The organism is Parabacteroides sp. PF5-9, from assembly GCF_029893105.1.
Classification (GTDB): Bacteria; Bacteroidota; Bacteroidia; order Bacteroidales; family Tannerellaceae; genus JARXWG01.
Genome location: NZ_JARXWG010000003.1, coordinates 57,805 through 79,046, shown reverse-complemented (window position 1 = coordinate 79,046; position 21,242 = coordinate 57,805). Strand labels below are relative to the sequence as shown.

At 45.5% G+C, this 21,242-nt stretch carries 12 protein-coding genes; 7 read left to right on the top strand and 5 right to left on the bottom strand.

The window, feature by feature from the left end:
• Positions 1-37: 37 nt before the first annotated feature.
• Positions 38-937: a DUF4249 family protein gene (locus M2135_RS02705; RefSeq protein WP_280747056.1), complete on the bottom strand. Its 900-nt coding sequence runs from the start codon at positions 935-937 to the stop codon at positions 38-40.
• A gap of 11 nt (positions 938-948) precedes the next feature.
• Positions 949-3,285 carry a TonB-dependent receptor gene (locus M2135_RS02700; protein WP_280747055.1) on the bottom strand — a complete coding sequence of 779 codons (2,337 nt, stop codon included), beginning with the start codon at positions 3,283-3,285 and terminating at the stop codon, positions 949-951.
• Between the two features lie 96 nt (positions 3,286-3,381).
• On the opposite strand from M2135_RS02700, the gene trpS reads away from it, so the two are divergent.
• A complete protein-coding gene (trpS, locus tag M2135_RS02695; protein ID WP_280747054.1) occupies positions 3,382-4,374 on the top strand; it encodes a tryptophan--tRNA ligase in 993 nt (330 codons plus the stop codon).
• A gap of 76 nt (positions 4,375-4,450) precedes the next feature.
• Here the strand turns inward: trpS and argS are convergent, their stop codons facing one another.
• Together argS and M2135_RS02685 are read right to left on the bottom strand one after the other, a co-directional pair.
• A complete protein-coding gene (gene argS, locus M2135_RS02690; protein WP_280747164.1) occupies positions 4,451-6,244 on the bottom strand; it encodes an arginine--tRNA ligase in 1,794 nt (597 codons plus the stop codon).
• 59 nt (positions 6,245-6,303) lie between these two features.
• A complete protein-coding gene (locus M2135_RS02685) occupies positions 6,304-7,236 on the bottom strand; it encodes a hypothetical protein (RefSeq protein ID WP_280747053.1) in 933 nt (310 codons plus the stop codon).
• A 251-nt stretch (positions 7,237-7,487) separates the two neighbouring features.
• On the opposite strand from M2135_RS02685, the gene M2135_RS02680 reads away from it, so the two are divergent.
• On the top strand, positions 7,488-8,480 hold the full coding sequence (locus tag M2135_RS02680) for a sugar phosphate isomerase/epimerase family protein (protein WP_280747052.1): 993 nt from the start codon (positions 7,488-7,490) through the stop codon (positions 8,478-8,480).
• Between the two features lie 380 nt (positions 8,481-8,860).
• Here the strand turns inward: M2135_RS02680 and M2135_RS02675 are convergent, their stop codons facing one another.
• A complete protein-coding gene (locus tag M2135_RS02675; RefSeq protein ID WP_280747051.1) occupies positions 8,861-13,279 on the bottom strand; it encodes a DUF6383 domain-containing protein in 4,419 nt (1,472 codons plus the stop codon).
• Positions 13,280-14,474: 1,195 nt separating this feature from the next.
• On the opposite strand from M2135_RS02675, the gene M2135_RS02670 reads away from it, so the two are divergent.
• The 5 genes from M2135_RS02670 to pssA all read left to right on the top strand — a co-directional run bounded on the left by M2135_RS02670 (position 14,475) and on the right by pssA (position 21,187).
• On the top strand, positions 14,475-14,822 hold the full coding sequence (locus M2135_RS02670; protein ID WP_280747050.1) for a translation initiation factor: 348 nt from the start codon (positions 14,475-14,477) through the stop codon (positions 14,820-14,822).
• 643 nt (positions 14,823-15,465) lie between these two features.
• A complete protein-coding gene (locus M2135_RS02665) occupies positions 15,466-18,804 on the top strand; it encodes a UvrD-helicase domain-containing protein (RefSeq protein WP_280747049.1) in 3,339 nt (1,112 codons plus the stop codon).
• 255 nt (positions 18,805-19,059) lie between these two features.
• Positions 19,060-19,440, top strand: coding sequence for a DUF559 domain-containing protein (locus tag M2135_RS02660; RefSeq protein WP_280747048.1), 381 nt, complete (start codon positions 19,060-19,062; stop codon positions 19,438-19,440).
• 374 nt (positions 19,441-19,814) lie between these two features.
• On the top strand, positions 19,815-20,489 hold the full coding sequence (locus M2135_RS02655; RefSeq protein ID WP_280747163.1) for a phosphatidylserine decarboxylase family protein: 675 nt from the start codon (positions 19,815-19,817) through the stop codon (positions 20,487-20,489).
• A complete protein-coding gene (gene pssA / locus M2135_RS02650) occupies positions 20,486-21,187 on the top strand; it encodes a CDP-diacylglycerol--serine O-phosphatidyltransferase (RefSeq protein ID WP_280747047.1) in 702 nt (233 codons plus the stop codon). The genes M2135_RS02655 and pssA overlap by 4 nt, the downstream gene beginning before the upstream one ends.
• The last annotated feature ends 55 nt before the right edge of the window (positions 21,188-21,242 follow it).

Sequence of the window (21,242 nt, the reverse complement as noted above, 5' to 3'; positions counted from 1 at the left end):
TTTCTACTTAACTACTTTGTTTTTTTGAGATACTGTATTATTTCTCCAACTCATACACCGCACTCTTCAATTTACCTGAAAAAGCACCGAAGAACCCGACTATCGGTATCTTGTTGGTATTACGCACGCTACGGATATTCGATTCCACATTAGCCGGAGGTCCGCTGAAAATCGGATTCGATCCGTAGACTTGCATTTGCGCTCTATTTAGAAAATCGGCATACGCTTTGGTCAGTATATCTACACGTAATGTGATATAATCGCCCGGATTGAGTTTACTCACATCATCGTCCTGATCCAGATAGAAGCAGGGAAGCCCGAAAAATTCCGTTTTCACCAGGTGTTCATCATCCATGATAAAAAAGCCGGTTAACGAATCGTTGACCAACGCCCCATTGCGATACGCATGAAAACTAAAATAGCTGTTTTTATTCTCTTTGGGTACTCTTCCGTAAAGCTGAACCTCCAGGTGATCGTCAATGGCCACCGACTCACGCAACTTGATCGAATCGATCTCCGCCGGATAAGGCATACAGTCTGTCGCCTCAAACTCTTCCTTCACCCCGTCTCCATCAACATCGACAGAAACAGATAATACATATTCTTTTCCGGCGACTCCAGTCACATCCGGTTTAGTCTCATACAAACCCGGATCTTTTTTATTTTCAGTCAGCTTAAAAACCTCTTTACCTGTCGTGATCTGCACTACCGCACCGCTCACCCCTGCCGGAGTATTCGGCGAGAAATAACCGGTCGAACGGGTGATCCGAACGGAATGAGCCATCGTTTCATTGGTGATATACCCATAAATCACCAGATGTTCAGGAGCATCTTCCGTGGTGATCTGAATACGTTCGGTACACGAGAAAAGTACGATAAACAGACAAACGAACAGTACGACCAGACTATTTTTCCAATAGGTTTGTTTCAATTTCATGGCGCTTCGGTTTAAAAATTAAAATTCCAGGTGATCGACGGTATAAAAGAAAAGAGATAGACCATTTCACCATACATCACCCCCGGTTGATCTTCATCCTCCATAAAAGAAATTGTCCAGGGATTCTTTCGACCGTAGGCATTATACAATGAAAAGTTCAACTCATTCCTGAAACGTTTCCCCGGTTTCGACAGTTGTAAGGTGGCCGATAGATCCAACCGATGATAGTCCGGATAACGGTATTCATTCCTGCCGGAGTAGATCGGTACATAATTATCCTCTATCTGGTAACGACCCGTCGGGTAAGTCACCGGCATTCCTGTCGAATAGACCCAGTTGGCAGAGACCGACCATTTGCGCGAAAGTTCATATGTCGCTACAACAGAGATGTTATGCGGTTTATCATAAGGCGAACGGTACCACGCACCTTCATTGATATCATCCGCTTTTCGCCGGCTTTTCGATAAGGTATAACTCACCCATCCGGTCAACGGTCCGCTGTTTTTCCGTAACATCAATTCCAATCCATACGCATACCCTTTCCCGAAACGTACCTCATGCTCCAGATCCTCATTACCCATCAACTCCGCATGATCTTTAAAATCGATCACGTTCTGCATATCTTTATAATAGACCTCTGCAGAGGCTTCATACCCATTATCCGCGAAATTACGGAAATATCCGAAAGCAAACTGGTCGCATAACTGCGGTTTTACATTCTGAGAAGCCTGAAACCAGATATCCAAAGGAGAACCTGATGCCGAATTGGAAGCCAGCTGGATATATTGTGCCGTCCGCGAATAACTCGCTTTAACGGAGTTTTCGTCATTAAACATAAAAACCGCACCCAAACGAGGTTCAAACTGCGACTGATGATGATAGATTTTCCCTTTGTCATAGTTTTTGGTATAAGCGACCTCATAATCCTCCAGAAAATCAAGTTCCTCCCCATTCGTTATATTCTGAAAAAGCGAAAAACGGAGGCCGTATTTTAGTTTCAGTTTATCACCGATTGAAGATTCGTTCGAAAGATAGACTGCACTTTCCAACGCATATTGTCGCGGCATACTGAAACGTTCTACTACGGCTTCTTCACCCAATCCTCCCCCTTTTCCCGGAATAAAATTATGATACATGCTATTAATACCAAACTTCAACGTATGTGCCGGATGCGGATGATAAGAGAAATCCATTTTAAAACCGTAATCCTGCATCTGAGATTTCCAGTCCTGCCGGATCTGAGAATTCAGATCAAGCTTTAGGTAGTAGTCATAGATACTGGAAACCAGGGAGAAATTGGAAAATAATTTTGGCGAAAAAATATGATTCCATCGGAGCGTTAATGCTTTATTTCCAAAATTCATTCCGGCAAAACGGGTCGAGAAACGGTCTTCCCCTAAATAACCCGCCAGGTAAATGCGGTTATTGTCATTGATCCGAAAATTCAACTTGGCATTCATATCATAGAAATACAATCCCGAATCACGGATGTCTTTATCAGAGGCTAATTTCAAGAAAAGATCGGCATAAGTACGCCGGCCGGAAATCAGAAAAGAAGCTTTGTCACTGCCGATAGGACCTTCCAATGTCAACCGGCTGGAGATTAACCCAATCCCTCCTGCGCCCGAGAACTGTTGATTATTCCCGTCTTTCGAGCGGATATCCAGTAACGACGACAAACGTCCGCCAAAAGTTGCCGGGATATCCCCTTTATATAAAGTCACTTCTTTGATCGCATCGTTATTAAACACCGAAAAGAACCCCATCAGGTGAGAGGCGTTATATACCGTCGCTTCATCCAACAGAATCAAGTTCTGATCGTGTCCCCCTCCCCGGACGCTGAAACCCGATGAGCCTTCCGAGGTAGACTGTACACCCGGCAACAACTGAATCGCCTTGATCACATCGACCTCACCCATCAAAGCAGGGATTGCCTTGATGGTTTTCACAGACAACTTCTCCGTGCTCATCTCTATTTTGGAAACATTCGCATTTCGCCCTTCCGCCGACACAACCACCTCCGACAACGCCTTGCTGGCAAGTGCCAACTGCACATGCTGACGCGTATCTGCATACAGGTCTACTGCCACCTCTTTCGAGCCATAACCGATATACGAATAGATCAGGGTATATCTTCCGGAAGGAAGATTCAGGGAGTACAGTCCATACGCATTGGTCACCACACCGGTACGGCTACCTTTCACAAGGATACTTGCGCCGATCAGGTCTTCGCCGTTACTTTGATCTTTGATACTTCCACTGATAGTAAATCGTTTTTCCTGGGCAAGAAGGTGAATAGTGACGAATAATAAGCCGAACATTAAGAGTAATAATCGGTTCGAAATCATGGAGCTTGTATTTGATAATAAATGTTTTTGTCGCCGCAAAGATGGGAATATATTTTGTATCTTTGCGCCCACTTGTGAATAAATTTTAAAAGAAAGATGGAAACAGTATTAAGCGGTATACGCCCAACCGGCAATCTGCACCTGGGTAATTATTTCGGTGCGGTAAAAAGTTTTGTACAAATGCAATACGAATACAATTGTTATTTTTTCATTGCCGACTGGCACTCGCTGACGACCCATCCCCATCCCGAAAATATCCGTAACAGTGTCAAGACTATTCTGGCCGAATATCTGGCCTGCGGCATCGATCCCGAGAAGGCAACGATCTATGTACAAAGCGATGTGCGCGAAGTAGCAGAACTTTACCTCTACCTCAATATGAATGCTTATCTGGGTGAACTGGAACGGGTCACCTCATTTAAGGATAAAGTGCGCTCACAACCCGACAATGTCAATGCCGGACTACTGACCTATCCCTGTCTGATGGCAGCAGATATCATCATTCACCGAGCCGCCAAAGTGCCGGTAGGAAAAGACCAAGAACAGAATATGGAGATGGCACGTAAATTCGCACGCCGTTTCAACCAGATCTATGGGGTCGACTATTTCCCGGAACCCGCCTCCTATTCCTTCTCCGATAAAGCGGTAAAAATCCCCGGCTTGGACGGTTCAGGCAAAATGGGGAAAAGCGAAGGAAACGCCATTTACCTCATTGACGACGAGAAGACGATCAAAAAGAAAGTGATGCGTGCAGTCACCGATTCAGGACCTACCGAGCCCAATGCCGAAAAGCCCGAACCGATCGCCAATCTGTTTACCATGATGGAGATTGTCTCCGACAAATCGACTTACGACCATTTCAATGAGTTGTATAATACCTGTCAGATCCGGTATGGAGATATGAAGAAACAACTGGCGGAAGATATCAACCTTTTCTGTGCACCTATCCGCGAACGTATCCTCGAACTCCTAAAAGACGAAGAGCACCTGCAGAAAGTCTCTCTATTGGGTGCCGAAAAAGCCCGTGAAAACGCCTCCAAAACACTGAGAGACGTGCGGGAAATCATCGGATTTAAATCCGATTATTAAAGGTGAATGGTGAAGATTAATTGGGACTTCTAATTCCTTTAGCCATTAATCATTCACCATTAATCATTAATTATATTTACATTCTTTCCGGTACTTCTATCCCCAATAGCGCCATGCCCGAGCGGATAATCTTCGCCACATTTGCCGATAAGACAAGACGGAAATCGCGCAATTCGGTATCTGTTTCGCGCAGAATGGAGTAATCGTGATAAAACTGATTGTATTCTTTCACCAGTTCATAGATGTAATTGGCTATATACGCCGGACTATACTCCGTTCCGGCTTCTTTGACGGTCACCGCATATGCGGCAATCAGCTGAATCAGGTGTTCTTCTTTTTCCGACAGTAGCAAGGAGGTCGGCAAACGCTCCGGCAAAACAATCCCCTGACTGGCTGCTCTACGCAATACCGAACAGATACGTGCGTAGGCATACTGGATAAAAGGTCCCGTATTCCCGTTAAAATCGATCGATTCTTTCGGGTTAAAAGTCATATTCTTACGAGGGTCGACCTTCAGGATAAAATATTTCAGTGAACCAAGCCCTACCATACGGACAATCTGTTCAGCCTCTTCCGGGGTCAGTTCATCCAGCTTGCCCAGCTCCTGCGAGATCTCACGGGCAGTACCGATCATTTCGACCATCAGGTCATCGGCATCCACCACAGTCCCTTCACGGCTTTTCATCTTTCCTTCAGGCAGTTCCACCATACCATAAGAGAAATGCACCAATCCTTTTCCGAAAGCAAAGCCCAATTTATCCAGTAGAATAGACAATACCTGAAAATGGTAATTCTGTTCATTCCCCACGACATAGACCATTTTATCGATCGGATAATCGTCAAAGCGCAATTTGGCCGTTCCGATGTCCTGTGTCATATAGACCGACGTACCATCAGCCCGTAACAACAGCTTCTCATCCAAGCCGTCTCCGGTCAGGTCGGCCCAGACCGAACCATCATCGCGCCGATAAAAAACACCCTTTTCCAATCCTTCCAAGACTGTCTCTTTCCCTTCCAGATAGGTTTGTGATTCATAATAAATCTTATCAAAATCGACACCCATCTGTTTGTAAGTCTCGTCAAATCCACCATACACCCAGCCGTTCATCATCTCCCACAACGCATAAATCGCCGTATCTCCCGCTTCCCATTGGCGGAGCATCTCCCGCGCTTCAGCCATCAAGACAGACTGTTTTTCCGCCTCTTCTTTGGTTAACCCTGTCGCTTCAAGTGTTTTCAACTCCTCTTTATACTGCTTGTCGAACAACACATAAAAATCCCCGACCAGATGATCACCTTTCTTTCCGGTCGATTCGGGCGTCGCTCCGTTGCCCCATTTCTGCCAGGCAAGCATCGATTTACAGATATGGATACCACGATCATTCACGATATTGGTTTTCACCACCTTATTACCGTTCGCTTTCAGGATCTCAGCCAGGCTATAGCCCAACAGGTTATTACGGATATGCCCCAGGTGAAGCGGTTTATTCGTATTCGGCGAGGAGTATTCGACCATCACCAACGGCGATTCGTCTGTCGTTGCAGTTATACCATACTGTTCCTGCAGATGGATCTCATTCAACAGTGCGACCCATTCAGAGCATGCCACCGTCAGGTTCAGAAAACCCTTTATGACATTAAATCCCGCAACGGCCGGTGCCTGAGTCTGCAGATACTCTCCAATCTCCTGAGCCGTCTGCTCCGGCGACTTTTTCGAGATCCGCAAAAACGGAAAGACCACCAATGTCAGGTGCCCCTTAAACTCTTTTTTTGTCGTTTGCAACTGTATCTGATCGGCCTCGACCGCTGCTCCATAAAGCGTCTGCAGTCCGGCTTGTATCGCTGCGATAAGCTGTTGTTCTATCCCCATCATAACGTATAGCTGTTTTGTCCGCAAAAATACGTAAAATAATGGTGAATGGTGAATGATTACTCCAAATTCTCCTCGATCGGTTCACCCCACGCACCGTTGTCGGCTATGGTAATTTCGAAGGTCTCTTCCGAATCGGAGGCGGTATACAAGCGGCCGGTATATCGGCGGATGCGGTTGGCAACAGGCAGGACATCGGTTACCGTCCGTTCATTCATAACAACATCTCCGGCTTTCTGCGTGCGCAATACGAGTCCCATCCCCGCTCCCTCTTCAGGAACAAAGGCATAAAAACCGTGTGTATGCCCCGATTGTCCGATATCCTCCGGATCGAAGAGAAATGTTTTACGCACCACCTCTTCCGAAGGGATACCATATCCGGTCAACAGATCCAGCCCACAGGGATAATCGGTGATATCGATCACCAACTGTTCCGCCCCGACCGGCACCTGATCCGTCGACACAAACTCGATCATCCCGACAATGCGCGACAAGACTTTCTCCACAATCACCTCCTCACCCACGCTGATCTCCTCAGTAAAAGTATGATAGAAGGTATCCGACAACTGTCCGAAAGTCATCACCTGCCCGATAACTTCCGACGCTTCCGCTTTGTGAGCCATCAGTACAAACTGATAATTCCCAGCCGGCAGAGAGTCGTAGACAATCCCAAAATCTTCATCTTCCGGTTCATATACCTTATGTTTCACTTTCCGGTAGGCATCATCCAGATCAAACACCAGGTATTCGATCGTCTGACAGAGGTCGGTCAACTCCAACTCCTCCCCTCCACCACCCTTCACCTGCGGCTCATTGATCAAACAGGGTGGCATCACCCGCGTATCCCCAAAAGGGAGTAATGTCTCATCCAACAACAGACGCCATTGCAACGTGCTGGATTTATCCGGAATAACGACACGATCCGGCTCGGAATACATACAAGAAGAAAAACAGACAACAGCGATTAAAACGCCTAAAAACAATCTTTTCATAGTCTATATTTATTGGTTAGTAATTATTTTAAAGAAGATGGAAGTTCTATCTTCTATAAAAAAAGCAATTCTTTCCCTAATTAAAAAATATTAAGTCCGCAAAACAGGAGGAAGAAGTTGAATTTTAGTAGATTTGGAGAAAGAATTCCGAAGAAGAAAGATAGAAATAAGAAAAAAAGGAATGAAGAAAGATCGAAAAAGCAGAAAAAGAGGAATAATCCCCTATTTATTCACATTAATACCTTGAAAAAATGGCACGTCCCGTTACTTTGTATTCCCTCCAGTGGGGAGATTTATCACTGGAAACAGTTTGTCAGAAAGCGAAAGCATTTGGTTACGACGGCATTGAGATCGGTCTACCCGATCACCTCGACGTTCGTCAGACCGATCCCACCTATTACCAAGGGATCAAAACATTGTTAGCGAACCACGGTATGCAATTACACACCATCTCGAGCCACCTGGTAGGCCAGGCCGTTTGCGACACGATCGATGGGCGCCACAAAAGTATCCTGCCCGAACACGTCTGGGGAGACGGTGATCCCGAAGGTGTCCACCGCCGAGCCACCGAAGAGATGATCCGTACCGGCCATGCCGCCAAGGCATTGGGTGTCGATACCGTTGTGGGCTTCACCGGAAGTGCGATCTGGCCGTTATTATACTCCTTTCCACCGGTAACCGAACGTATGATTGAAGACGGCTTCCGCGATTTCGCCCGACGCTTTACCCCTATCCTCGACGAATACCAGAAACTGGGTGTCCGCTTTGCACTCGAAGTACACCCTACCGAGATCGCTTTCGATACCGTCACAGCCCGGCGAGCGCTCGAAGCGGTCGGCAACCACCCCGCTTTCGGATTCAACTACGACCCCAGCCATATGGGGTACCAGGGTGTCGATTACGTCGATTTCATCTATCAGTTCCCCGACCGTATCTTCCATGTACATATGAAAGATGTTTACTGGAGCGACACCCCCCGGCAGGTAGGTGTATTCGGCGGACACGTCCCCTTCGGCGATCCACGCCGTTACTGGAACTTCCGGAGCGTCGGACGAGGAAAAATCAATTTCGAAGAGATTATCCGCGCACTGAACAGCATCGGCTACCAGGGACCGCTCTCAATCGAGTGGGAAGACAGTGCGATGGACCGTGAACACGGTGCGCGTGAGTCGTGTGCGTTTACCAAACAGATCGATTTCCAGCCATCTGCGCATGCGTTTGATGCGTTTTTTGGGAAGGATTAATCGAAGCGACAAGCCGTATAAGCAAAAGAAGGGCCTCTTTTCATTCTGAAGAGAGGTCTTTTTTCATTTAACATGAACTCAATCTAAAAATGGACTTCGAAAGAAATAAAAGGTGAAGATTCTTAGAGGTTAGTGCTCTTTTATCTCTTGCAGGATGCTTTCAGCCCTCTTTTATCCATTGGCTAAAGCCGATCTTTGATTGCTGGTGCTTCAGCCAATAGATATAAAGACAGACTGAAAGAATTAGCGGAGATTTAGAGGAAGGGGGAGGATTGGAGAAGAATAAAGAATAAACAAAAAACAAAAGCAAAACACAAAACACAAAAAAAAGAGCGAGGTTTTCACCCCGCTCTTTAAATTTATTTAGAATAAGTGATTACTTATCTAACTACTGCTTTAACAGCTGCCTGTCCGTCAACAGCTACTACTACGATACCAGCAGGTACTGCGATAGTTGCGTTGTCAGAAGAGATAGTCTGTGTAGCGATAGCTTTACCTAAGATGTTAGAGATAACAACTTTGCTACCTGCAGCATTCTTAATAGTCACTTCACCGTTACCAGCTACTACTGCGAAATCAGATGCAGCAGGACCTTCGTTAGAAGTCGGAGCAAGTTCAGATACTTCGATATTGAAACGTTCAGCATCGATAATCGCGTCATTGTATGTTGCATAAGCAGCTACTACAGGAACACCATTCTTGATAGCTACCCAACGACCTGTGTTGTTAGTAGGCAATTTCTGGTTACCAGTAGACTCGATTAAGAAGTCAGCTTGAGGTTCATCGTTGATCAAACGCAATGCAAATACTGCATTCTTGATACCATACTTATGAGATTCGTGAATACGTTTGATAGTTTCATTACCTTTTTCATTCAGATAATCAGCAGGTAATTTAGCAAATGTATTCTTTCCGTTTTCAGTATTGATATTATGCAAGTTGTCACCTAAGAAGATAGAGTCTCTTGTTTCGATTACATCTTTGTCATAACCACCATTACGTTCGATAATCAATGTATCGTTGATATGTTTTGCAGGAACAAATGCCAAACGAGTGTATTTAGACTGCCATACATAATCCGTATTGTTCTTGTTGATCGCCCATTTCACTGAGTCTTCAGCATTGATCAAATAACGACCAGTTTTGTAACCAGCAGTTGGAACTGCGTGAGGACATGGTCCGCCATTCTTATCACGCCATTCAGTTGTGTTGTGTTCTGGGTCGTAAGGACACCATTTACCTTCAGCTTGAACATCTACACCAACAGCAAACATATACTGAGGCATATTTGTTTCGAAACGTACATACGCTGTATCTACATAAAGTGTTGACAACATATCGTCACCTTTACCTTCATAACCTAAGTAGTTGATCTGGTCTTTAATGCTTCCTCTATCGTCAGAAGGAATATTTCCTCCGTCAGGTTTCAATGCATATTTAGAGTTTGCATCTTCATACAGATACTGTCTTTCGCTACTCATAATGGTATAGATCTTAGCACCTTCTGCAGGTTGCATATCTTTAAATCCATCTTCCGGATCTGTAACACCTAAACGACGATACAATGGAACTGGGTTATCACGTAATGTGAATGTAGCAATACGTTTTTCACCACCTGTACCAGCGTTCTGAATTGGCTCCTGAGTGAGCAGCAATGAAGCGTCACGTACACCAACACGTTTGTTACGACCCCATACATTTTCATTAATGATAGCTGGAGATGTCGGATTATACTGTGTATATACAATAGAATCCAAATGAGCAGTAGTTCCAGGTTTCCAAGACCAAAGTGGTTCAGCTTCTTGTAAAGCAAAGTAACAAGTTGTATCTTTTACTGACTCAGTTGCTCCTGGGAACAATTGATTTTCTTCTTTCAGGAAGAATACAGGTAACTTTCTAGATGTAATCCATTTAGCAATACTGTCGTTAGCAAATCTTGATTCTAAGTTAGAAACAGTATAAGAGTTGCTACCTTCATCGTAAACTAAATATTTACCATCGTTAGACAGTTTATTAGAGTCGTGGATTCTGAAGACATAAGCTGTTCTGTACAATTGGATTGCACCATTTACTGTTGAATCAGCATAACCATATTTGTTATCCGCGCCGAAATAAGATCCACCTGGAGCTTCAAGCACCTGGAAGAATGCTGAGTTACCTTTCACATCAACATATACAGTTGTATCGTTGTTGCTTGAACTAACATTTACATAGTGACCTAAACCAATACCATGCAGATATTCAAGGGCATAATATTTTTCGAACAAGTCTTTTTCAGAAATTTTCTTGTATCCTAAGTACTTGTTCACATTTGCACCTGAATTCGGTTTCTGAGTCATTACCAATGTGGCTGAATAAACATCATCGGCGTTGAATGCAGAAGCATAGATGTTTCCATCTTTATCTTTCAGAAGCTGTACGTTCTTGTACTGGAAGTGTGGGAATTCACGGTTGGTGATCGTCACAGTCTGTTGACCGGCAACACCAGGATTTTGTTTAACAACCCACTGTGTACGTGGCATATGACCGAAGTCCTGAGCCTTGTTGTACAACTGCATACTTTCTTCAGTTTCATAAACTCTCTTATCACCAGCATAGTTAGCTACCCAGTAGTAACCGTTCTGTACATCGTCTTTTTTCACTAAGTTGAAGAAATACAATCCTGAAGGCAATGTAGTTCTGTTAGAGTCATAGCTATAACCGATAAAGATACGGGTATTCATAGTCCAGTCTACAACTACACCAGCATCACCATACACTTCTTCGTAACGACCAAGAGTCACCTCTTTATGATCTTTACCTAAGTGAGCCAACTTAACCAAGTTTGCAGCACGAGTTTTAGTAGCGTCACCATAATACCAAGATTCTTGAACTTCAGCATCTGTCATATCTACCCATTTCTTAGTAGCACCTGTTTGTGGGATCATAGAGAAACCACCGGCAGTGATAATCACTGAGTCCTGACTTGGGAAATAGTAGAATGTAAAGTTATAACGACCTTCGAAATCAGCAGCCATATCAGCACCGATAGCACCACCTGTTGAATTCAACGTAGGAACGTCAAATTTCTTCACACCGAAAGCCAAGTTTCTTGCTCCAATACCATTGGTTAACAACGTAGTATCCACCATTAAATATTTGTCATCACCAGCAGATAAAGACAACCAGTCTAAATCATCAGGAGTTGGTAACTTTTTATTTACACCAATACCATCTACATACGCATGTGTATAGTCTGGAGTAATGACTGTACTTGTAGGAGTATAAGCTGTAGCCCATGCATCTACTGCAGAGTAATCAGCAGTATAGTCTGTACCACCTAAAACAGCATTAGTAGTATAATCTGCAACAGCAGGTTCAGTGCTAGCACCGATAGCAGTAGTAGCTGCAGTAGCTGCGTCTGCAGCAACAGTAGCTAATAAGGCTGTTTGAGCAGCCATTAATTCTGTTTCAATAGTTGTAAGATCTGCAGTTGATGGATTTGGTGCTTGAGCAGCAACTAAAACATTATAATAAGTAGCAGCAGCAGCATCATCTGCTAACAGAGTTGTTCCAGGCGCTGTGATTGCAAGAGCAGCTTGGATAGCATCGATTTCTGCAGATGTTAAAATTGCATACGTCCCAGTTGGAACAATATTAGCTAATTCAGCATTCCAGCCATCTACATCCTCAATATCAGGTGATGGTCCATAAGTAAATCCAACAAAGGCAGTTGTAAATTCTAGGAGAAGAGCATCTATCTCTGTAGCTTTATCTTTAGCATCTGTAGCATCTGTAATCGCAGTCGCTAAATCAGCAAACCCAGCAGCAGGATTAGTTGCAGCAGTAGCCGCATTATCAAGAGCAGTTACTGTAGCAGCATCCAAACCAGGATTTGTAGTTTTATAATCGTCAACAGCATCCGTAAACAATGCAGGATCTTCCCAAGCTCCTACGATAGCATCTACAACAGCCTGATCAGCAGCAGTACTTGCGCCAGCAGCAAAGAATGCAGCGTTTGTTCCGATAGCCTGCATTGCCTCATATTTCTTTGTCCAAAGGTTAGGCAAACCATTTTCCTGATCTTTAGTAAACCCAAGGCTCATTTTTTCTTTAGCCTCTTGTGTACCTAACATGGTATTCAACGCGTCAGCAGTCAGATAAAGCGGAGCAGCTTGACGAGGTTCCAGTTTCAATACAGAAATAGCACCGTTCAAAGCTTCGTTTACATTATATTTTACAGTGTAAACTTGACTTAAACCATTAACAGCCACAACAACTCTGTCTTTTGCTGAAACGCTATGTTCCAATGTTTTTTGATTCTCTACCCCTCCAGGAGTAAGTCCTACACCATACGTTCCATTAAACCATTTCCAAGGACTAACGTCACCACCAACAGCTTGAGGAACATTAGGTATTGAAACAGTCGTACCGTTAACAAGAGCATCTTCCGAGTTAAATGTCAACTCCATGCCGAAAGCTTTGTTAACAAATGTCCAAGAAATAACTGACTCATCATTCGGTTGTGTTTTCACAGTCCATAATGTTTGCATCAAGTCAATTCTGTTACCAATAGGGTCTACAGGAGTAGCCCAAGAACCAACAGCTAAATAATACAAACCATTTGCACCTTCATACATATAAAGGTACTCAGTACCTCCAGCCGTAGTCAACTGATAAGAGTAGTCTTCATAAACAGAAGTTACCCTTTCGTCGAAATTAGTAATGTCCAATCCACTATTATATAGCGTTTGAGCATTAACCGTTCCTACGACCATGGCCATAAATAGCGCCACAAGTGTAAAAAACTTTTTGTTCATAATTTAATAATTTAAATGAATAAAAAAATAAAGTGTTAATTAAAATAAGTTCTTTGTTTTCATCAATCCCTGTTATCAGGGGTTAGCGAATACACCCGGAGGGAATACCCCCAAGTAGAATCCGTCAGCAAAAATACGGATACTTTTCATACAAGCAATTGATTTCCCGTTTTTTTTTCCCCTTTTTACCCCTTTCTTATCCTTTTGGGTCGTTTTGAGGTACCAAACCCACGGTTTAGACAACGAAGCATTTTTACAAGATGTTAAACCATTTATTCAACAAACGTAAGATTTTGGGCTCATTTTCAAAGGAATACACCTCGCCCCGGCCCCTCTCCACAAGAGAGGGGGAAGGAGATACCATTAGAGATTTATAGAAGAATACTTATAGAGGGAATAAGTTTATCGCTTTTAGGTGGAAATCCTGCCAGGGATTTTCCTGCAAAAAGACAAAGAGTATACCCGTTCATGTGAGTTGCGAATGGAAGAAAATGTGAAGATACAAATATAGCGACCAGTACTATCTTGGCTCCTCTCCTGGCCAGGAGAGGGGGACCGCCGCTTGCGGGGGGGGGTGGAGAGGTTGTTTTTGGGGTTAAATAGCTATGGCCAACACACTAACAATATTATCAGCCACTCAATCACCATACAACCACTCCACCGCTGCGGGGCAGCGGTCCCCCTCGCCTGTCCAGGCAAGGAGCAGAGAATGTCCACTTACTAATTTTGAAATCTTCCAATCTTACACAATCCAAAGAGAACTCTTTATACCGAACTCACGTTAATAGAGGGATAAGGGATCTCTTTCCCCCTCTCTTGTGGAGAGGGGCTAGGGGAGAGGTGATCAAATTTTCATTCGACAATCGTCAAACGATCATTACACAATTGTCGAATGATCATTTAACAATTGTAGACCATTCATTCGACAGTTGTCAAACGAATTTCCCTTGCCGATCGAATCGGATCGCCACAGTGAAGAATCTCGAAAGTGCCAACAAATAGAACCAACCGTTTATATAGAAACCGATTTTATTCGTTATTTTTGTGAACAGAGAAAAGAGTAATGCAATGAAGAATGATGAAGTATGAATTATGAATGATGAATAACGCTTATTCTTCAACTCATAACTCATACTTCATCATTCATAATTCTTTTGCGCCTATATAATATAATGTATAGTAAAAACAGAAACCTATGGCAAAAAACGACTGGAAAGAGCGATTAGGGGTTATGTACTCCACCAATCCCGATTTTCAATACGATACCGGCGACACTGCCGAAGAGGAGACCTTACCGAAAGAGAAACAACGCTTGCGTATCTCGCTCGACAAACGTAACCGAGGTGGTAAGATGGTGACACTGATCACCGGGTTCCGTGGCCGTGCTGCCGATCTGGAGGTTTTGGGTAAACTATTGAAAGTCAAATGCGGAGTCGGCGGATCGGCCAAGGATGGGGAGATTATCATCCAGGGCGATTTCCGGCAAAAAGTCGCTGAGATCCTGAAAGGAGAAGGGTATGGCGCGGTAAGAATTGACAGTTGAGAATGGAGAAAAAAACGTCCATTGCGTGCGGTAATGGACAATTTGAGAGGTATTATTTTTGCGAAGGCTTGCCTGAGCCTTCCCCTCTCGAGAGGGGGCAGGGGGTGTGTTATGAGCGAAGCGAATCTTCCGAGAGGAGCAGTGAGTATGTAACAACCCGCAGATGGACGTTCTAATAAAGAAAGATGTACCTCAAAAAAGAAAACGTTCTTTGAAGCAGTTATTATTATAAGCAGTTACCCCGCAGGGGGTAATATATGCATAACCCCGGGGTAGATAGCTACCCCACTCACAACAACCGCGAAGCAGGTTCAACCTGCGCTGCTTAGGAGAGGGCTTCGCTCGCGAAGAGAAGGCTCGCCTGCGGCTCGCAACACGCCCCTTTCCCCTCTTGGAAGATTCGCTTCGCTCATAACACACCCCCTACCCCCTCTCTAGAGGGGAAAGGCTCAGGTATACCTTCGCCAGAAGAGAAGAGAAAACAAATAAAAGAATAATTAAAAACAACGATGAATACGCAAAAAATGCATAATACTAATTTATCTATGATCAATCGAAGATCGGCCTTAGCCAATTATCAAACGGAGGTTGCCAATTATCAAACGGAGGTTGCCAATTATCAACTTTCAATTGTAGATTGTTAATGGCATTAACAATCTACAGAGCTTCCGCCGGAGCAGGTAAGACCCACAAACTAACGGGTGAATACCTGACATTGCTGTTTGCCCACCCGCAAGCATACCGTAAGATATTGGCGGTTACCTTTACCAATAAGGCGACCGACGAGATGAAACGCCGCATCATCGAAGAACTTTATCAGCTGTCATCGGGCGAACGGTCGGCCTACCTCTCCGCACTGGCGGAGACCTACACCCTTTCGGAAACCGATGTACGCCGACAGGCACAGGAGATCCTGATCCGGATCCTGCACGACTATTCATCATTCAATATCAGTACGATAGACCGTTTTTTCCAGCAGACGATGCGGGCCTTTACACGGGAGATTGGTCTGCAGGGTGGTTATGGGATCGAGATGGATCAGGAACTGGTACTGACCGAGGTGATCGACAGTCTATTGGCAGGACTGGAACGCCCGGAACAGAAACCACTATTGGGTTGGCTACTCCGTTTTGCCGAGGAGAAGATCGAAAGTGGCGGACAATGGAACCTGCGCAAGGACATCACAGAACTTAGCCGCGAACTGTTCAAGGAGAGCTACAAGGCTTTCAGCGAGGAGGTTATCCGGGATATTAAAGATAAAGAATCGCTCGACGACTACCTGAAAACATTATACACGATGATCCGGTCGGTCGAACAGGAGATGCGCACACTCGGCGAAGAGGGGTTGGTACTGCTCCGGAGGTTCGGACTGGAACCGACAGATTTCAAGGGAGGTAGCCGGTCGCCCCTCCTATTTTTCGAGCGGCTGGCGAAAGGGGAGACAAAACCACCGTCGGCCACCTTTATCGCTCTGGCCGATCACGTCGAGGGGTGTTACACGAAAACCACCGATCCCGAGATCCGGGAAGCGATCATCCGAACATTCGAGGGAGGGCTGAACAAACATATCCAGGCAATTATTCACCGTTTTAGCGATTTGACCGCGTATTTTACCGCTAAAGAGATCACCCGCTACTCGTATACACTCGGCATTCTGTCTGATATCTCCCGGCAGCTGGCCGTCTATCGCGAAGAGAAAAATATCCTGTTGATCGCCGATACGACCGAACTGCTCAACAAAGTGATCGACGGCAGCGACGCCCCTTTTATCTACGAAAAGACAGGCACAATGGTCGACCATTATATGATCGACGAATTTCAAGATACCAGTGGTATGCAATGGGCCAATTTCCGCCCTTTGATCGAGGAAAGTCTGGCTCACGAACGAACGAATCTGATCGTAGGCGACGTTAAACAGAGCATCTACCGCTTCCGGAATTCCGACTGGAAACTGCTTGATGAACAGTTATACAACGACTTCCCTTCGCGCCTGTTGCGCAAAGAGACCTTACGCGACAACTGGCGAAGTGGCCAACAGATCGTAGCGTTCAACAACGCACTCTTCCATATCGCCCCCCTGTTGTTGCAACAGACGTACAACGAACAACTGGAGTCCTCCCCACTTTTTAATGGTCAATCATCAATAAGCAATCACCAATTATCCTCCCGTATCCTCTCAGCCTACAGCGACAGTCAACAGCAGTCGCCATCCGCGTTCCGGACAAAAGGGGGACATGTCAGGATCGAATTCCTGCCGCAGACAGACGAAACATCCGACTGGAAAACACAGGCACTGGAACGGCTGCCCGAGATCCTCGGCCAATTGCAAACCAACGGGTATCAACTGAAAGATATCGCTATATTGACACGCACCAACCAGGAAGGGGCGTTGGTGGCCGATAAACTACTGACCTACAGCGAAAACCATCCCGACGATCCCTGGGCCTACGACATTATCTCCGACGAGGCGTTACTGGTCGGCAGTTCACCCGCCGTGCGCCTGATGGTCGCCCTGTTGCGCCACCTGAAAAACCCGGAAGATCAGACCGCTCGCCAGTTAGCCGAATTGGCCTATCGCGCCACCAACGAAAACCTCTCTTCCTCTCCCCACAAGAAGGGTAACCTCTCTTCCTCCCCTCTTGAGAGGGGGCAGGGGGTGTGTCACGAGCCGCAGGCCTCTCCCCTCTTGAGAGGGGTCGGGAGTGTGTCACGAGCCACAGGCGAGCCTTCCCTCTTTGAAGGCTTGACCTCCCACTCCCTCTACGAAACCACCGAAACCATCTACCGCCTGTTAAGCGACCAACTCCCTGAGAACGAACAGGTATTTATACAGGCCTTCTTCGACCAGGTCGCCGATTTCTCCCGGAAAGAGCAGAGTGATATCGACCGCTTCCTAACCTGGTGGGACGAGACAGGTTATAAAAAAGCAATCGCCACCCCCGATGGGCAGAATGCGATCCGTATCCTGACGATACACAAATCGAAAGGACTGGGATTCAAAGTGGTAATCCTCCCTTTCGGAGAGTGGGAGATCGACCACAAAGCCGGGAAACCGGTGATTCTCTGGTGTCATCCCAAGGAAGCACCGTTCGACCGCTTGCAACTGGTACCTGTCCGCTACGGACAAACCTTGAGCCAGACGATTTTTGCCGGGGATTATTTCAATGAGAAACTCCATGCATCGATCGACAACCTCAACACCTTATACGTCGCATTGACCCGTGCCAAGGAGGAGTTGATCCTCCTGAGCCCACGCCCGAAGAAAATAGACGAAAAAACCGGTGAAATCGAAAAAACAGACTCTATATCCACACTGCTTTGGAACAGCCTGGTCACCACAGTCGATCCACCGGAACAGAAAGACGATTTTACCGATTTAACCGCACATTTTGATGCTGAATCGGGACTTTTTGAATCGGGTACCTGGCAGCTGCCACCCCAGACGGAATCGTCGCATAGCGACAACGAAGAACTGACGACAGGACGATTGTCGTCGGCCACACCCAACGACCGGTTAAGCCTCCGCTTGCATGGCAAAGGTTTTTTCTTCGATCAGCCACAACGCAAACACGGCGCTTTGATGCACGACGTACTGAGCCGGATCCACACCCGCCAGGATATTCCCCGGGCGGTAGAGGGTTTCCGGCAGATGGGTATGATCGACCAGGAAGAGGCGATGATGATCACCGAACAACTGCAGCAGCTACTCGACCGTCCGGTGATCAGCAAATGGTTCGACGGCTCGGCTACGGTATTGAACGAGGTAGATATCCTTTTCGACAAGACAGCATCACGACGCCCCGACCGGGTGGTCATCAAAGAGGGACGCGCCACCGTGATCGATTATAAGTTCGGCGAACACAAAGAACAACGCCACCGCCGACAAGTTGCCCATTATATGAAACTGATCGGTGAAATGGGGTATAAAGAGGTGGAAGGCTATCTATGGTACGTTGAACTGAATCAGATTGATCCGGTTTGAAAAAGAGAGGGAATGGAGAAGGAATAATTAACCATTGAACATTAAACTTTTGAACACCGCCCATTCCTCAACGAAGGCCTTGCCTGAGCCTTCCCCTCTTGAGAGGGGGCAGGGGGTGTGTTATGAGCGAAGCGAATCTCTCAGGAGGGGGGGGCACAAGCGAAGGCTGCAGCAAATCACCAGTCAAAGACAAGCCTATTAATTTTTGCATTTTATCAAAAACAACTATCTTTATCTTCTAATAACCAAAATTTTATGCATATGATCATCCGATACAACAAAAAACTTAAAGCCTTAGCATCCAACCTCCGCAATGAAAGTACCCGTTCTGAAATTTATTTATGGAAATATCTAAAAGGGAAACAATTAGGATACCGTTTTATCCGTCAGAAACCGATTGGAGTCTATATTGTGGATTTCTATTGTAAAGAATTGCATTTAGCCATAGAATTAGATGGGATCTCTCATCATTGGGAAGAAACGGTAGAGAAAGATGAGCGGAAAGAAGCTTATCTTCGCACGCTGGGGATAGAACTGATTCGTTTTCAGGACGCAGAGGTATTGGGGAATATCGATTATGTTATAGGGGTGATTTTGGATTATATCGAAAAAGGAAACGAGGATGGAACAGATTAGTTGATTATTTTTTTCAAATTGGTTCTTCTTCTCGTAGAAAATTCGCTCCGCTCATAACACACCCCCTGCCCCCTCTCAAGAGGGGAAGGTTCAAGCAAAGAAAGCAAGAATCAAAGAAAGAAGAGTATAATCCCCCTGCTCCCTCTCAAGAGGGGAAGGTTCAGGCAAAGCTTTCACTAAACAGATTTCTTTGCACTCACCAAACCGTACAACTTATTAATACCCTGACTATCTGGCATCATGACTCTCAACCCGCACCGCAACAAACAACTTCTTTAACCTCTGATTCGCTTTATTCCATAAATTTAAATACTTTTGCATCTAAAACGCTAATCAAACGAACGCGTATGGGAATAAAAATACGTCGGGTACGCATGAAAATACACCGGGAAGGAACAGGTCTGCTACTTACCCTCTTTACGATACTTTTTATCGTAAACGTGACGTTGTACCACACTTCCGGCCGTAACACGCTGTTTTATTCGGTTGCCACAATTTCTGCTATTCTATTCCTATTGGTACTGAACTTCTTCCGCAGTCCGCATCGCCGGTTTCCTTTCGACTCCGAAGGGTTAGTGATCGCGCCGGCCGACGGAACGATCGTCGCCATCGAAGAGGTCATGGAACATGAGGTACTGCATGAAAAACGGCTGCAGATCTCTATCTTTATGTCGGTGTTTAATGTGCATGCCAACTGGTTTCCTGTCAATGGCACGGTGAAATACACCGCTCATCACAACGGACGGTTTATGGCTGCCTACCTGCCGAAAAGCAGTACGGAGAACGAACGGTCGACCGTCGTAATCACCACCCGTGACGGGGTAGAGATCCTCGCCCGTCAGATCGCCGGAGCGATGGCACGCCGGATTGTGACATATGCCAAAATAGGTGAGCCGTGTCATGTCGACGAACAGATGGGCTTCATTAAATTCGGCTCACGGGTAGATATCTTTTTGCCGTTGGATTCGGAAGTTTTGATCGAAATGGGGGATAAGGTAACGGGGAATCAAACGGTATTGGCACGGATGCAAAAAAAGAGTGATCAATGAATATACGCAAACATATACCGAATACAATCACCTGCCTGAGTCTGGTAGCGGGATCTGTTGCGGTCGTAAATGCCCTGCAAGGGGATCTTTGGGGTGCGGCCTGGTGGATTATCACAGCAGCACTCTTTGATTTTCTGGACGGATTTGCGGCACGTCTGTTGCAGGCCTATTCACCGATGGGGAAAGAGTTGGATTCGCTGGCGGATATGGTGAGTTTCGGAGTGGCTCCGGGCATGATCGTATTTCGCCTACTCAGCGAGGCGGCTCCTATCTTGCCATTGGGAAATATCAATATATATCTGCCTTATCTGGCGTTTGTGATTCCGGTCTTTTCGGCTTTACGACTAGCCAAATTCAATATCGATGAGCGACAGACGACCTCTTTTATCGGCCTTCCCGTGCCGGCGCATGCGCTTTTCTGGGCAGCGATAGGGTGTTCGGTTCGTCCGGTGATTGCAGGGAACGAATGTTTATTTGTCGGTCTCACTGTTTTGACCGCCTTTTTATCTTCCTTATTACTGGTTTCCGAGATTCCGATGTTCTCCTTAAAAATAAAATCGCTCTCCTGGAAAGGGAACGAAATTCGTTATATACTGGTTGTTGGCGCTCTCTTGTTTGTGATCCTCTGGGGATTTCTCGGGATAGCCGGCACCATCCTCCTGTATATCGTCTTGTCTGTTTTTAACAAAAAGGGATAGATACGTTTTTTTTATTTATAGAATACAGAATACGCCTTGACATAATTCAAGCAAA

Bases quoted from the DNA above. Each gene is read 5' to 3' on its own strand.
- trpS (WP_280747054.1), top strand. From the start codon at position 3,382: ATGGAAACAGTATTAAGCGGTATACGCCCAACCGGCAATCTGCACCTG.
- pssA (WP_280747047.1), top strand. From the start codon at position 20,486: ATGAATATACGCAAACATATACCGAATACAATCACCTGCCTGAGTCTG.
- M2135_RS02655 (WP_280747163.1), top strand. From the start codon at position 19,815: ATGAAAATACACCGGGAAGGAACAGGTCTGCTACTTACCCTCTTTACG.
- M2135_RS02660 (WP_280747048.1), top strand. From the start codon at position 19,060: ATGCATATGATCATCCGATACAACAAAAAACTTAAAGCCTTAGCATCC.
- M2135_RS02670 (WP_280747050.1), top strand. From the start codon at position 14,475: ATGGCAAAAAACGACTGGAAAGAGCGATTAGGGGTTATGTACTCCACC.
- M2135_RS02665 (WP_280747049.1), top strand. From the start codon at position 15,466: ATGGCATTAACAATCTACAGAGCTTCCGCCGGAGCAGGTAAGACCCAC.
- M2135_RS02705 (WP_280747056.1), bottom strand. From the start codon at position 937: ATGAAATTGAAACAAACCTATTGGAAAAATAGTCTGGTCGTACTGTTC.
- M2135_RS02675 (WP_280747051.1), bottom strand. From the start codon at position 13,279: ATGAACAAAAAGTTTTTTACACTTGTGGCGCTATTTATGGCCATGGTC.
- M2135_RS02685 (WP_280747053.1), bottom strand. From the start codon at position 7,236: ATGAAAAGATTGTTTTTAGGCGTTTTAATCGCTGTTGTCTGTTTTTCT.
- M2135_RS02700 (WP_280747055.1), bottom strand. From the start codon at position 3,285: ATGATTTCGAACCGATTATTACTCTTAATGTTCGGCTTATTATTCGTC.
- argS (WP_280747164.1), bottom strand. From the start codon at position 6,244: ATGGGGATAGAACAACAGCTTATCGCAGCGATACAAGCCGGACTGCAG.
- M2135_RS02680 (WP_280747052.1), top strand. From the start codon at position 7,488: ATGGCACGTCCCGTTACTTTGTATTCCCTCCAGTGGGGAGATTTATCA.